We start from the raw sequence: 13,742 nt of genomic DNA, 5'->3' as shown, positions 1-13,742 counted from the left end.
AGGGCTCCTCGGAGCCCCTTTTTTTTATCCAAATTCTGCCTATTGCAGCCTTTCTGCAATAGGTTTGATTGACCCTCATAGATTAATTATCGAGAGTGATTGTAATCGCTAAAAGTCGAAGAGCGGTGGCGATAAGTGGGTCTATTCTGCGGCTCTACCACATTAAATCATCAGGGACGACAAAATCAGCGTAAGGGTCTTCTTCATCATGGGCTTGTTTATCTTCTTCTGGTAGAGGAATAATACTGTTCTCATCACGTTGCCAAATTTTCTGAGCGACAATATTAGGAATGATGGCGTAACTCTCTTCATAACGAGCAATCGCGAGATGACCTTTACTGAGTTGATCACGAGTAGGGTTATCAACGTAGAGTTTTTTGACCAACGTTCCATCGGTAAAGTGATATTGAATATCTCCGTTATTGTGCGGCAGTTTATTCATTTCAATTAACTGTTTCACTTGAGCGCGAATTTCCTTGGTCAGCAATTGTTCTTTTTGCTGTTTATTTAATGCCTTATCACGTTCTATTTGCTCTTGTTTATTTGCCTCAACGGCGGCTTTTACCTCTCGCGCTTGTACGCGTGATTTCTTCGAACTTTTTTGGGCTTTTTTAAGTTTTTTTTCATTCACAAGGCCCGCTTTGAGCATTTGCTCTTGTAGAGATAGTCGTGTCATGGTTAGTCCAATACAATCAGGTAGTGTTTCGATACGAATTGAAGGCGGCAGTTCAGTACCACGTTAAGCCGATAAGGCTTTTCTTGACCAAGCGCTGGTTATTTGCGACTGCAGAGACTTTCAAGTCGTTACTATTAATCAACAACGGCTAAGTGTACCGACTCGTGTTGAGCAAATAAAGCCACAAATCTATTCAAGCGAGTAGAAGTACAAGGCCACCAATTTTTGCTGCTGCAGAAAGGTATTTTCCCGCAGTATAGGCTTTATTCGTCGGTTCTGTAGTTTGATCTGGATGCCCCATTCCTAGTGCACCATAGGTAAAGGCTTTTGCTGTACCCGATTTGGGTTGTGCTTCAGGCTGTTGCTCTTGATCTTGTTCCGAGTCATTGAGCTGTTGCAAAGCAGCAAGCAGCGCTTTGCCTTCTTCGGATAGGGTGACTTTATTCGGTTCTGCTTTGGCTTGTTGGAGATCATTGGCATTATCGCTAGTCATTGGCATGACAGAGGAAGCCGTCCCTTTGGCGGAATAGGTCTGTGGAGCACCAGAGGTAACAGGATTCATTGTATTCTCCTTAATCAATAGCAACGCAGTTCATCGATCACGGATTGAATATCGGTTAACTTATATCCTTACGACGTTAACCTTTAGTCATGGTACATAAGCAAGTGCAACTTATGTACCATGACACGCTATCAGTAGCGTGAAATCGTGTCGATAATACCCATATCGGCCAAGCGTAAAAAAACTTGTGCATTTTTTGCACATTTGGCGAATGTTGATTAATAAGCAAACAGTATGCCTGTTAGACTAATAGGTGCATATTTTAATCACAATTGAGATCTAGATTACGATTTTTGAGTCTCTCAATCGCTTGCCATTGGTGAGCTGGCTGTAGATAACGAATCGGCATGGGCAAGACGAGTAGCTGAAAATCGCTTGATTGCTCAGTGATTTGACAGGTTGGGGTGATGATAGCGATGCTTAAATTCGGGTTGCGTTGATGAATTGCTGCTGCAGTACCTAATCCTTGTTGAATGTGGAAAGCGCCGGCAATATGCATTACTTGTTGATGTGGATGAGCGGCAAGATAATCGACAATACTTTCCGCCATGGTCTCATCCCAAGTCATTTGGGCGGCAAATTGTTGCTCATGTTGAGCTGGTTTACCGTGATGCATTGAGGCCATAAAACGAGCTTTGTAAGGGGAGTCATTGAGGTTAATCTCTTTTGCGACCCAATGACGTTGTTCTTTAGGTAGCCTATCTAAATATTCAATACCTTGTTTGCCAATACAACGAACCATATTTTTTGGTGCATTGGCGGCAATAATTGGCCTTTGATGATGTTTCGCTAACTCAACAAGTGGACGATAATCACTGGCATAGTTTGGCCAAGTGTTACTTTGCTCGATAAGGTATTGCTCACCAATCTCGCCTTGTAAATATTGATCCAGATAAGGTTGGCTATCTCGAGAAAATTGTTCCATAGAAAGAACGATGGAGCGATGTTGCTCAATCAACGTTCGCAGTAAATCGGCTTGAAACTTATGGATAGCACTGTGGGTATGCCATTCTCCGACTAAGATCACATCTGCTCGTTTAATCGCATTGGGAAGCTGGGATAATGCTAGCGACTCTCCTTGAGGCGAAGCCAGTTGATAGTCGTAAAAGTCACTGATTTGACGAGAGTTCGAAGCGCTACAGCCGATGAGCCATATCGATAGTGCAAGGGGGATAAAAATACGCATAAAGCCTCCAATAATGAGCCAGCAGTCTACTGGAGGCCAAGTTAATTATCAATGTAGTGATAATTATTATCAATTAAAACTTTTGATAAACTCGAATCATAAAATCAGCCTCACACTCAAACTGGGGTGTTAATGGCAGATCTTGACGTAGTTGATCACTCGCGCGCCAAGCAAAAGGCGTCATTTGTAGCAGGTCAAACGCCTCTGTTCCTGACAGTGTCATAGTGTAGTGCAGCGATTCTTGATGTTTTAACTCAAAACCATCGATGATTTCTGCTGTTTCGTCATGCAGTTGTACTTGCGGATAGATCAACGCTTTGAGCTGATAAAGGTGGCGAGCCGCTGGGGTGACGGTTATGACTACGCCATTATCGTCAAGAACGCGCTGCAGCTCTTCTGTTTTACAAGGCGCATAGATGCGCACGATAGCGTTTAAAGATTTATCGGCAAATGGTAAGCGATGGCTGGAGGCGACAACAAAGTCCACCTGTGGATAACGTTTCGCAGCAAAACGAATCGCTGTTTTCGAGATATCCAGACCATAGGTATTAGCTTGAGGGCTTTGTTCAAGTAACGCACTAGCAATATATTGGGTGTAATAACCTTCACCACAGCCAATATCGAGTAATTGGTGGTTGGTATTGACCAAGTAACGAGAGCATAGATCGCTCACTGCACTGCGCATTGGGTGATAATGCGCTCCATCGAGAAAGCGTCGCCTTGCCTGCATCATTGCTTTGTTGTCACCGGGATCTTTTGAACGTTTATGCTGTACAGGCATCAAATTGACATAGCCTTCTTTAGCTTGATCAAACTGATGATGATTTGCACAGTGATAGCTGCGTTGATGAAGAGTTAACGAGTGGTGGCACAGGGGGCATTGATAAGTCATAACGCTCTCGAAGAGAAAATCAAGTCGGCAAGTTTAGCGATATTTATTCGAAATAAAAAGGGCGTTACTATCGCCCTAATCAAGATTAAGCCGTAATCCGTGTACTTAGGTGATGAGTCTCACCTGGCTGTAGTGTTTTACCTTCAGCAAGGCTCGGTGCATGCCAAGTTGATTCGACACAAAGCATGGTCAGATAACCATCGTCTTGCATATCAGTCATTGATTGAGCACCTTGAATCCAAGGGTTCCAAAGCACAGCAGAGTTATGCCCTTGATTTTCTACTACTAAAGTACGCTGACGTTGATGATCCCGCACTTGAATGTGAGCGTGTGGCTTAGTATAAACCCGATCAATGCTATCGTGTAGGGTTAGTGTTTTTCCCCCTTGGCAACACTGATCGTTTTGCAGACTATCAATATAGTCACTGCCCATTCCAGTGATGGTTGTTTCTCGTACATCAGCCACATTTAAGTAACTGTGCAGAGCCCCTGAAAAGGCCCATGCCTTTTGGTCGGTGTTCTTAATGGCCAAACGCACGGTTAAGCTATCAGAGATTTCGATAGACAGACGAAGTTGGAATTCATGCGGCCATATTGAGCGAGTTTGCTGGTTACTGTCGAGACCAAGGACGACGATCACCCCTTGCTCGTTTTCCCGATGTTCGATGAGTTGCCATTGACTTGAGCGGGCAAAGCCATGAGCTGGAGTCGCTATGCGGCCAAACCATGGCCAACAAATGGGGATTCCGCCTCGTAGTGCTGCTTTTCCATCAAATATGGCTTTATCGCTCATCCAGATCATGTCGTCTTGACCGGTAGGTTGAAAAGACACGACATGACCACCGTGCAGCGCAATACCGGCTACCGCTTTATCATGAATAACGCGAACGATTTTTACGTTATCCTGTTCAACAATCGTGACGCAGTCAGAAAGTACCGTTAGGCTTGGAAGTGGTAGTAAATCCATAAAGATAAGCTCCTGATGTTTGGATATTAAGACATTCAGCACTTAATATCGATGGTAAAGGGCTAACAAGATCTCGTGAATAAAAAAGACGAAAAAGGCGACACTGTGGCCGCCTTTTAGTTAATTTTGTTGCTCAACGAATGACTTCGCTAATCACGACATTACTTAGAGATGTGAGCGATTAGGTCTAGAACTTTGTTTGAGTAACCGATTTCGTTGTCGTACCAAGATACAACTTTAACGAAGTTATCAGTTAGCGCGATACCTGCTTTAGCATCGAATACAGAAGTTTGCACTTCACCGATGAAGTCTTGAGATACAACTGCATCTTCAGTGTAGCCTAGTACGCCTTTTAGTTCGCCTTCAGAAGCTTCTTTCATTGCTGAACAGATTTCAGCGTAAGAAGCGCCTTTCTCTAGGTTAACAGTTAGGTCAACAACAGATACGTTAGCCGTTGGTACGCGGAAAGCCATACCAGTTAGTTTGCCGTTTAGTTCAGGAAGAACAACGCCTACTGCTTTTGCTGCACCAGTTGAAGATGGGATGATGTTTTGAGAAGCACCACGGCCACCGCGCCAGTCTTTTGCAGAAGGACCATCAACAGTTTTTTGAGTCGCTGTCGTTGCGTGAACAGTGGTCATTAGACCAGACACGATACCAAACTTGTCGTTTAGTACTTTAGCGATAGGCGCTAGACAGTTAGTAGTACAAGAAGCGTTAGAAACGATGTCTTGACCAGCGTAGCTGTTGTGGTTAACGCCCATTACGAACATTGGCGTCTTGTCTTTTGAAGGACCAGTTAGAACCACTTTCTTCGCACCAGCAGTGATGTGCTTACGTGCAGTGGCGTCGTCTAGGAATAGACCTGTTGCTTCTGCAACAACGTCAACACCGATTGCGTCCCATTTTAGATCTTCTGGGTTGCGTTCAGCAGTAACGCGAACGGTTTTACCGTTAACGATAAGGTTGCCATCTTTTACTTCAACGGTACCGTTGAAACGGCCATGAGTTGAGTCATATTTTAACATGTAAGCCATGTATTCAACGTCGATAAGGTCGTTGATACCAACTACTTCAATGTCGTTGCGCTCTTGTGCTGCACGGAATACAAAACGGCCGATACGGCCAAAACCGTTAATACCTACTTTGATAGTCATTATAGTTGCTCCACAACTTAATTTCTGATTAAAGATAACTGGTAGTAAAATTACAGAATCCAGTAAATGTCTGCAACAGATAATCGGACTTAACTTGTTTAAAGTCAAAAAAAAGCATCGTTTTTTTTAACAATCAGTTGCAAGTGGTTAATATTTAGACTTGATGCTGCTTTTTATCCCTACCAATTGACGTAGAATAGTCAGTCTAACGTCGAGTGTTATACGTTAAATATCATTCGAATTTCGGAAAGAAAGTATGTGCTACAAAGTGTAAAATAGGCAAGTTTTGCAGATAAAAAAGCATCGTGTTGAGTGAAGTAAAGAGGAATAAGAATGGCGTTCAACGATTCGAGCAAAAATAGTATTAAGCCTGATGATTACTGGCGAGAAACCCTAAGTGAGGAAGCCTATTATGTCTGCCGCCAGCAGGGAACAGAAGCTCCTTTTAGTGGTAAGTTACTGCATAATAAGCAAACGGGAATTTATCATTGTACTTGCTGTGAAGCTCCACTGTTTAGCTCGAAGAGCAAGTATGATTCAGGTTGCGGTTGGCCTAGTTTTGATGCGCCTCTGGATCCTGAGGCTATTCGATATTTAGAGGATCTCAGTCACGGAATGACTCGTACGGAGATTCGGTGTGCGCAATGTGACAGCCATTTAGGGCATGTATTTCCTGACGGCCCTCCGACGACAGGTGAGCGTTTCTGCGTTAATTCAGTGTCGTTAACTTTCACCAAAAAGCCGTAATAATGGGTGAAAATTCGTCATTGATGGTTGAAATATTACATTTAGCGTCCATCAAAACTCGGCACACTATGGCGAGAAAACTCACCTCGGCGAATCGTTCGTGCTAACTGATTGGCTTGGTTATCGAGCTGTTGAAACTGTTCTGCATTAAAAGGATAAAGCAGCGCCATTTCGGCAGGAGAGGCAACAGGGACATCAAATTGTTTACCTACCATTGCCCATAAGTAGGCAAGTTCTTGATGGCCAAGCGCCTGATGGGTGCTAGCCAGTGACTGAAAAATCTCAGTATTGATTGCTCTTGGTGAGCTGAGCTCTAAAGCTCGAGTGAGCAGTTGAATGGTTTTTTCTCGATCACGCGAAATGTAGAAAGTTGCAAGCGCGTATTGCATCTCAGCCGTGTCTAATTCTGGTGAGCCTTCCATACGAAGAAATTCTCGGCGAGCAATATTGTCCCCCGTTTGACTCCATAAAAAATACAGTGCATGAGGAGTGCGCATCTGTCGAAGATCTTTGGTTAATCTATCGAGTTCTTCACCTGAATGTACTAAAGCATTAAAACGATTTTGTGTTAGTAGTGGGTCATTAAGTACTTGAATTTGAGAGGCTAACTCTAAACATTGGCGATAGAGTCGAACGAGTCGATACTCTTCCAATTTATTATCGACGGTTGGGTTTTTGAGTACTTCAAAACGATGCCAGATTAAATCTGTTCTAGGTAAGCGGCATTGACCATCGTTTAAATTGAGTTTTTCACACTGTAGGCCTGGATTGTCGTTACACAGTTTATCGGTATTATTGCGATTCTCTAGGCAACCGCTCAATAACACGGTCATTAAAATCAGTGTGCTAATTTTTATCCCATTCATTATCATCACTTGTGATCCAATACGCTTATTTATTTGGCTGGTGTTGACTCGCTACGCTAGGTCGCTATTGTTGTGGTGCTAGTAATGCTCAGTCATTTCGTCATCAAGGATAAAATAATGGATACCCATCAGTTAGTTGATGCTATCACCCCGGAAGCTTACCAACGTCTGCTGTTTGCCGTTGAAACGGGTAAGTGGCCAGAAGGTACACCACTTTCTCAATCGCAGCGAGATTCTTGTATGCAAGCTGTGATGTTGTATCAATCTCGGCATAATGTAGAGGCTGACCATATGAGTATAGGCGTTGGTGGTGAAATGGTCTTAAAATCGAAACTAGAATTGAAAAAACGTTTCCAAGATGGGCAAGAAGATATCGTTCGTGTCAATCCAAACCAAGAATAATGGTTGTCTTCTTGGAGGATACGACTGTTTGCCCGCCTGTAATGTGATCCTGTTTAGGTAAAGAACGATTGGCCTCCTATTCGGAGGCCAATTTACTGCTTGCCATGAGTGAGCATCACATACTTTTATAAACTCATCTCGCCACGGAGCACTTGTTGCATTTTGTGTTTTATTTCTTGATAAGATAAATTTTGACTTAGTAAGAAATGCAATTTAGCGAGAGCGGCTTCTGGTGTCATATCATAGCCGCTGATCACACCGGCTTCTGCAAGTGCACAGCCTGTCGCATATCCTCCCATGTTTACTTTACCGGCCAAACACTGGGTTAGGTTAACGACAATCACACCCCGTTCAGAGGCTTCTTTTAAATGTGCCAATAGTTGTGGGTTTTGTGGCGCGTTACCGACACCAAAGGTCAAAAGAATCATCGCATTGACAGGTTGCAGTAATGTATTACGGATCACTTCATGTGAAATGCCTGGGTACATGGTGATCACACCAATCGGTTGTGGTGTGATGTTGTGTACACGAAATGCGCCTTCCGGTTTTGCCCCCACCGTCACCTCTTTACTAATTTGAATATTGATTCCTGCTTCCAGTAGGGGAGGTAAATTGGGGGACGTAAAGGCGCTAAAACCATCGGCATGCGATTTGGTACTTCGGTTGCCACGCATCAACTGATTGTTGAAAAATAGGGTGACTTCATTAATCGGATAATTGGCCGCAAGATGCAGTGAATTGAGTAAGTTGGCTTGCCCATCAGAGCGCAGTTCGGCAAGAGGGATTTGTGAACCAGTAACGATCACGGGTTTGCCTAAGTTCTCTAACATAAATGACAGGGCTGATGCGGTATAAGCCATGGTATCCGTACCATGCAAAATAACAAAGCCATCATAGTTGTCATAGTTATCACGAATATCATCGGCAATAAATTGCCAATCTTCAGGGGTCATATCGGAAGAATCAATCAGAGGATCATATTCATGAATAGTGAATTTTGGCATCTCATCACGATGGAACTCTGGCATGGCAGCTAGCTGCTTTTCCATAAATCCAGCCACGGGAACATAGCCGTGATCCGACTTTTTCATACCAATGGTACCGCCTGTGTAGGCAATATAAATATGCTTTCTAGTCATAGAGGCAACGCTTATTGTAGGGAACAGAGCCAAAATTATAGCGAAAACCACTACAATAAAAAGGGGCGCTTGTTGCAAAGCGCCCCTTATTTTATGGTTTGATGTTTTTGCGCAAGAAAGAGGTGGTTAGCTCTTGTTCTTTTTCGCGTTCAACGGTGCCAATTATTCTATTTGGCAAGGTAAGCAAAATGCATAATATCCTTTAGGATCATTAAATTGACTCAATAAGTTAGCATCTTGCAATAGTTGCTGCGTGGTTGGTTGTAAAGCACTTGGAATGAGGCTCGATAGGTTAACCCCAAGTTGGGCGTGTGCTTCACTAAACAGGCTTTTGATAAAGCGTTGTGCTGGTGTAAGTGGTTCTTGTATCCAATATAGGTTGTAGTGTTCTAATTGGGCGAGATCTGCGGCAATTTGTATCGCATCATCAAAATCCCCTAAAGTATCGACTAAACCCGCTTGTTGCGCGTCTTTTGCTGTCCAGACATGGCCTTGAGCTATTTTATCGACCTCTTCTAACGGTAATCCACGTTGTTCACTGACTAAAGAGATAAAGCGTTGATAGCCATTTTCGATGCCCATTTGAATGGCGTCTTTGACTTTTTCATTCAATCCAGTGGTTACCCCTACACCCGAGAATGGCGAGGTTCCAACACCGTCAGTATAAATACCAAGGTGATTGAGCCCCTTTTCAAAGGTGGTAATGACGCTAAAAATGCCGATAGAGCCGGTTAAGGTGGTTGGTTGAGCAACAATATGATCAGCGCTCACTGAAATCCAATAGCCACCAGAAGCAGCCAAACTGGACATTGATGCCACGACGGGTTTCCCTGCGGCTTTAAGCGCCTCAATTTCATTACGGATCACCTCTGAGGCAAATGCGCTGCCCCCAGGGCTATCGACACGTAATACGACCGCTTTGACTTGATCATTATTGCGCGCTTGACGCAGTAAGTTAGCAACAGTATCGCCACCGACATTACCGCGTGATTGTTTACCATCCATGATAGCGCCACTGGCGACAACAACGGCGATATCTTTTGCTTGAGGTCTAGCCCGAAGTTTCACTGTTGGACGATATTGATCATAACTGATCGCGTTGTAGCTATCTTCGCCGTGATGACCAAAGACCTCGGCCAATTGCGCACGAACTTGTTGGCGGGTCGCTAATTCATCGACTAAGCCAATATTGAGTGATAAATCGGCAAGATTTCCAGATGCCTGTTTCATGAGCGCTAAAAACTCGTCCATCGTTGGATTGAGAGTTTGCGCGTCAATATGGCGATTGGTCGCAACATCATCGATATAAGCCCCCCATAATTGGCTCAGCCACTGAGAAGCAGACTCACGAGCTTGGTCTGACATATCATCACGAATGAAAGGTTCAACAGCCGATTTGTAAGTACCGACTCGAAATACGTGAGTATTGACATTTAATTTATCTAACAAGCTTTTGTAGTAAAGGTTATAGCTACTGTAACCACGAAGTAACACTGCACCATCCGGAGCAAGATAAATTTTATCCGCGTAGCTGGCTAAATAGTATTGGCTTTGATTATAAAAATCACCGACCGCATAAACTGGCTTACCAGAGGCTTTAAATTCATTGATGGCTTTCGCAATATAACGCAGCTTAGTGAGATTGGTTTCTGGCATGTCACGCAAAGCTAAGACTAAACCAGTGATGTTGTCATCATTTTGGGCATAACGCAGTGTTTCAACAATCTCAAATAGGACATTTTCTCGAGGCATTTCTCGTCCGAAGAGAGAGTCGGTTAACGAATCCATTGGGTTAAGGGAAGTGCTTTGCTCGACAATTGGGCCAGATAGATTGACGACTAAGGCGGATGGTTGTTTAACCACTGGAGCGGATGAGTCAGCACTTAGATAGAGAAAATAGATAACGGCAATACTGAGTAGAAAGAAAAGGTTGGTTATTGCAAGGCGAATAAAGGTAATAACTTTCCAAATCCCTTTGAAAATCAGCCCAATAAATCGAAATAGTGGTTTCATTGTATCTCCGATGCAATGCAGGACGGCGTGTCGATAATTATTCCTATCATCCTACGTGATCTCATAAGGTCAAACAACAGCAAGATTGATCGGTGTTATAAAAATGTAAACACTTGTTTGATTTTTATTATGGGCAGGATTATTCTGGTCCGACCATAAAGATAACAAAAAAGTGATGTCACCATGTACCCACACCTATTACAGCCTTTAGATTTAGGATTTACTCAACTGCGTAATCGCGTATTAATGGGATCAATGCATACTGGACTTGAAGAACATAAAGAGGGACTAAGTAAATTGGCTGCTTTTTATGAAGAACGAGCGAAAGGTGGCGTTGGCTTAATTGTCACCGGTGGTTTTTCGCCAAACTTACGTGGTCGATTGCATCCATTTAGTGCTGAATTTAGCAAGACTAAGCATGCCAAAGCACACCAAGTGGTGACTGAGGCGGTACACCGTCATGGTGGCAAGATTGCGCTGCAGCTATTGCATGCTGGACGCTATGCGATGCATCCGTTCGCACAGAGTGCCTCGGCGATTAAAGCGCCGATTGCTAAATTTACCCCAAGTGAAATGAGTGTTCGACAGATACGTAATACTATTCAAGCCTTTGCTCATAGTGCTGAGTTAGCTCAGTTAGCGGGTTACGATGGGGTTGAAATCATGGGCTCTGAAGGCTACCTCATTAACCAGTTTATTTGTAAACGAACGAACGTTCGTTACGATGATTGGGGCGGTAGCTATGAAAATCGCATGCGTTTTCCTCTTGAAGTCGTACGTGCGATACGCGAAGCGGTCGGTAAAGAATTCATCATTATTTTCCGTCTATCTATGCTCGATTTAGTTGAAGAAGGCAGTACCTTTGAAGAGGTCTTACAGCTCGCTAAGGGATTAGAAAAAGCGGGAGTGACCATCATTAATACCGGAATTGGTTGGCATGAAGCGCGGATCCCGACTATTGCCACGCAAGTACCACGTGCGGCGTTCAGTTGGGTGACGGAAAAAATCAAATCGCATCTTACGGTGCCAGTAGTGACATGTAACCGGATAAACACGCCTGAACAAGCGGAAAAAATACTGGCTAGTGGCCAAGCTGATATGGTTTCAATGGCCCGTCCTTTCTTGGCTGACCCTGATTTTGTGCGTAAAGCTGAGCAAAATAAAGCGGCACTGATCAATACCTGTATTGGTTGTAACCAAGCCTGTTTAGATAATATTTTCCAGGCTAAGCGAGCCACTTGTATGGTGAACCCTCGCGCTTGTTATGAAACCGAAATTCGTATCCAACCAGCTACCCATAAAAAGAAAGTTGCGGTAGTGGGCGCAGGTCCCGCGGGCCTTGCTTGTGCAACGACATTGGCCGAGCGAGGTCATGAGGTCGATTTGTTTGAACGTAATGATCGTATCGGCGGACAATTTAGATTAGCGATGCAAATTCCAGGTAAAGAAGAGTTTCGTGAAACCATTCGCTATTTTGCCAATCGTATCGATCAGACTGGGGTTAAATTGCATTTAGACCAAGCGGTTACTTTCGATATGTTGGACGGTTACGATGAAGTCGTGATGGCTTCAGGAGTCGAACCCAGAAAGATCAATTTAGAAGGGCTAGATAACCCAGAGAAAGTGATTGATTATCAGACATTAATCCGCGAAAAGACACCTGTAGGTGAAAAGGTGGCTATTATTGGTGCTGGTGGTATTGGTATTGATGTTGCGACAATGATAACCGAGCCTACGGATCACGATTTAGATGACTGGTTACATGAGTGGGGAATTGATAAAGAGATTGTCCACCCAGGCGGGTTATACCCATATCCTGATGCGGTCAGTGATAAGCAAGTTTGGCTGCTACAGCGTCGTAAAGGACGTGTGGGTAAAGGCCCAGGCAAAACAACAGGTTGGATCCACAAACGTACGCTAGAGAAACGTGGCGTTAATATGTTAGGTGGGGTCGGCTATGAGAAAATAGACGCCCAAGGGCTACACATCACATTGGATGGTCAGCAGAAACTGTTAGACGCTGATACGGTTATTGTGTGCGCTGGGCAAGAGTCGGTTCGACCGTTTGCTGATCAATGGGCAAGTTTGGGGGATAAAGTGCATGTGATTGGCGGAGCCGATGTTGCCGGAGAGCTTGATGCGGTACGGGCGATTCGCCAAGGCGTCGAGTTAGCGGTGAAATTGTAAGTGCGCCATTAATCATTAGAATATAAAAACATAAGGGGCTGATAAGGCCCCTTAGTTTATCTATCTGAAGCGTCGCGATTTGGTCTGGGCGACTATAAAATCACAGTTTTATTACCATAAACAAACACGTGATCATTAATCACTTTGTTGATGGCTTTGCTGAGTACATTCTTCTCCACGTCACGACCCGCTTGAGCCATGTCTTGTGCACTAAAGGTATGATCAACCGGAATCACATCTTGTTTAATGATTGGCCCTTCATCGAGATCGTTAGTGACAAAGTGTGCGGTTGCGCCAATGATTTTAACGCCACGCTCGTAAGCTTGTTGATAAGGTTTTGCACCGATGAAAGCCGGTAAAAAACTATGATGAATATTGATGATTTTATGATGGAATTTTTCCACAAAACCGGGCGTGAGTACCCGCATATATTTGGCTAACACAACAAAATCGACGTAGTAAGGCTCAATGACGTCGAGGATCTTCTGTTCATGCTCTTGGCGATTAAGTCCTTCGTGAGAGACATAATGATAAGGAATATCAAATTTTTCAGTCAGGCCTTGCAGAGTATCGTAATTGCCGACCACAGCCGCGATGTCCACCTCTAAGCTACCATCGTAAGTCTTCATTAAAATATCGCCAAGACAATGTGCTTCTTTGGTCACCATAATAATGATGCGCTTACGAGCCGAACCTATCAGTTTGCGTTTGGTACCCGGTGGTAGAGCTTGATCAAGATCGGCGAGAAATGTGGTGTCATTAAAATACCCTTCTAACTCGGTGCGCATAAAAAAATGACCGCTGGTATTATCGACAAATTCATTGTTATGAATGATGTTAAGTTGATGTTTATAACAAATATTAGTGATTTTTGAGATCAATCCTGGGGCATCACTGCAATGCGTCAGGAGGGTTTTTTTTTCCATTGATAACTTCCGTGAGTATTTT

General features: G+C 43.7%; 13 protein-coding genes. 3 read left to right on the top strand and 10 right to left on the bottom strand.

The features are described from left to right. Nucleotides 1–154: 154 nt before the first annotated feature. The 6 genes from BSR11_RS07620 to gap form a co-directional block, all read right to left on the bottom strand. Nucleotides 155–676 (bottom strand): DUF2058 domain-containing protein, encoded by a 522-nt coding sequence (locus tag BSR11_RS07620; protein WP_072669822.1) that lies wholly within the window; start codon nt 674–676, stop codon nt 155–157. Nucleotides 677–869: 193 nt separating this feature from the next. Then, nucleotides 870–1,238: a hypothetical protein gene (locus BSR11_RS07615; protein ID WP_072669821.1), complete on the bottom strand. Its 369-nt coding sequence runs from the start codon at nt 1,236–1,238 to the stop codon at nt 870–872. Between the two features lie 262 nt (nt 1,239–1,500). Then, entirely contained in the window at nt 1,501–2,424 is a 924-nt protein-coding gene (locus BSR11_RS07610; RefSeq protein WP_072669820.1) for a ChaN family lipoprotein, read from the bottom strand. Between the two features lie 73 nt (nt 2,425–2,497). Further along, nucleotides 2,498–3,316 (bottom strand): 23S rRNA (guanine(745)-N(1))-methyltransferase, encoded by an 819-nt coding sequence (gene rlmA, locus BSR11_RS07605; RefSeq protein ID WP_072669819.1) that lies wholly within the window; start codon nt 3,314–3,316, stop codon nt 2,498–2,500. Nucleotides 3,317–3,401: 85 nt separating this feature from the next. Next, nucleotides 3,402–4,283 (bottom strand): D-hexose-6-phosphate mutarotase, encoded by an 882-nt coding sequence (locus BSR11_RS07600; protein ID WP_072669818.1) that lies wholly within the window; start codon nt 4,281–4,283, stop codon nt 3,402–3,404. A 161-nt stretch (nt 4,284–4,444) separates the two neighbouring features. After that, nucleotides 4,445–5,440: a type I glyceraldehyde-3-phosphate dehydrogenase gene (gap, locus tag BSR11_RS07595; RefSeq protein WP_004394856.1), complete on the bottom strand. Its 996-nt coding sequence runs from the start codon at nt 5,438–5,440 to the stop codon at nt 4,445–4,447. Nucleotides 5,441–5,773: 333 nt separating this feature from the next. Between gap and msrB the strand changes: the two genes are divergently transcribed. After that, a complete protein-coding gene (gene msrB, locus BSR11_RS07590) occupies nt 5,774–6,187 on the top strand; it encodes a peptide-methionine (R)-S-oxide reductase MsrB (RefSeq protein WP_072669817.1) in 414 nt (137 codons plus the stop codon). A gap of 41 nt (nt 6,188–6,228) precedes the next feature. Here the strand turns inward: msrB and BSR11_RS07585 are convergent, their stop codons facing one another. Further along, nucleotides 6,229–7,053, bottom strand: coding sequence for a DUF2989 domain-containing protein (locus BSR11_RS07585; protein ID WP_072670059.1), 825 nt, complete (start codon nt 7,051–7,053; stop codon nt 6,229–6,231). Nucleotides 7,054–7,170: 117 nt separating this feature from the next. Between BSR11_RS07585 and BSR11_RS07580 the strand changes: the two genes are divergently transcribed. Beyond that, on the top strand, nt 7,171–7,455 hold the full coding sequence (locus tag BSR11_RS07580; protein WP_072669816.1) for a YeaC family protein: 285 nt from the start codon (nt 7,171–7,173) through the stop codon (nt 7,453–7,455). A gap of 125 nt (nt 7,456–7,580) precedes the next feature. Here the strand turns inward: BSR11_RS07580 and ansA are convergent, their stop codons facing one another. Both ansA and sppA read right to left on the bottom strand, forming a co-directional pair. Continuing rightward, nucleotides 7,581–8,594, bottom strand: a complete 1,014-nt coding sequence (gene ansA / locus BSR11_RS07575; RefSeq protein WP_072669815.1) for an asparaginase — start codon at nt 8,592–8,594, stop codon at nt 7,581–7,583. Nucleotides 8,595–8,756: 162 nt separating this feature from the next. Beyond that, nucleotides 8,757–10,607 carry a signal peptide peptidase SppA gene (sppA, locus tag BSR11_RS07570; protein ID WP_072669814.1) on the bottom strand — a complete coding sequence of 617 codons (1,851 nt, stop codon included), beginning with the start codon at nt 10,605–10,607 and terminating at the stop codon, nt 8,757–8,759. A 183-nt stretch (nt 10,608–10,790) separates the two neighbouring features. On the opposite strand from sppA, the gene BSR11_RS07565 reads away from it, so the two are divergent. Further along, the gene (locus BSR11_RS07565) at nt 10,791–12,794 is read left to right on the top strand and encodes an NADPH-dependent 2,4-dienoyl-CoA reductase (protein WP_072669813.1); all 2,004 of its coding nucleotides are present in this window, start codon (nt 10,791–10,793) and stop codon (nt 12,792–12,794) included. A 92-nt stretch (nt 12,795–12,886) separates the two neighbouring features. Here BSR11_RS07565 and purU read toward each other — a convergent pair whose 3' ends face one another. After that, nucleotides 12,887–13,720 carry a formyltetrahydrofolate deformylase gene (purU, locus tag BSR11_RS07560; protein WP_072669812.1) on the bottom strand — a complete coding sequence of 278 codons (834 nt, stop codon included), beginning with the start codon at nt 13,718–13,720 and terminating at the stop codon, nt 12,887–12,889. Between the last annotated feature and the right edge of the window lie 22 nt (nt 13,721–13,742).

This window comes from Vibrio injensis (assembly GCF_001895205.1).
GTDB lineage: Bacteria > Pseudomonadota > Gammaproteobacteria > Enterobacterales > Vibrionaceae > Vibrio > Vibrio injensis.
The sequence above is the reverse complement of the archived record's forward strand: the minus strand, read 5'-3'. Positions and strand labels throughout refer to the sequence as shown.

Excerpts from the sequence above, each read along its gene's own strand:
- BSR11_RS07620 (WP_072669822.1), bottom strand. The coding sequence starts at position 676 with ATGACACGACTATCTCTACAAGAGCAAATGCTCAAAGCGGGCCTTGTG.
- BSR11_RS07615 (WP_072669821.1), bottom strand. The coding sequence starts at position 1,238 with ATGAATCCTGTTACCTCTGGTGCTCCACAGACCTATTCCGCCAAAGGG.
- BSR11_RS07610 (WP_072669820.1), bottom strand. The coding sequence starts at position 2,424 with ATGCGTATTTTTATCCCCCTTGCACTATCGATATGGCTCATCGGCTGT.
- rlmA (WP_072669819.1), bottom strand. The coding sequence starts at position 3,316 with ATGACTTATCAATGCCCCCTGTGCCACCACTCGTTAACTCTTCATCAA.
- BSR11_RS07600 (WP_072669818.1), bottom strand. The coding sequence starts at position 4,283 with ATGGATTTACTACCACTTCCAAGCCTAACGGTACTTTCTGACTGCGTC.
- gap (WP_004394856.1), bottom strand. The coding sequence starts at position 5,440 with ATGACTATCAAAGTAGGTATTAACGGTTTTGGCCGTATCGGCCGTTTT.
- msrB (WP_072669817.1), top strand. The coding sequence starts at position 5,774 with ATGGCGTTCAACGATTCGAGCAAAAATAGTATTAAGCCTGATGATTAC.
- BSR11_RS07585 (WP_072670059.1), bottom strand. The coding sequence starts at position 7,053 with ATGAATGGGATAAAAATTAGCACACTGATTTTAATGACCGTGTTATTG.
- BSR11_RS07580 (WP_072669816.1), top strand. The coding sequence starts at position 7,171 with ATGGATACCCATCAGTTAGTTGATGCTATCACCCCGGAAGCTTACCAA.
- ansA (WP_072669815.1), bottom strand. The coding sequence starts at position 8,594 with ATGACTAGAAAGCATATTTATATTGCCTACACAGGCGGTACCATTGGT.
- sppA (WP_072669814.1), bottom strand. The coding sequence starts at position 10,607 with ATGAAACCACTATTTCGATTTATTGGGCTGATTTTCAAAGGGATTTGG.
- BSR11_RS07565 (WP_072669813.1), top strand. The coding sequence starts at position 10,791 with ATGTACCCACACCTATTACAGCCTTTAGATTTAGGATTTACTCAACTG.
- purU (WP_072669812.1), bottom strand. The coding sequence starts at position 13,720 with ATGGAAAAAAAAACCCTCCTGACGCATTGCAGTGATGCCCCAGGATTG.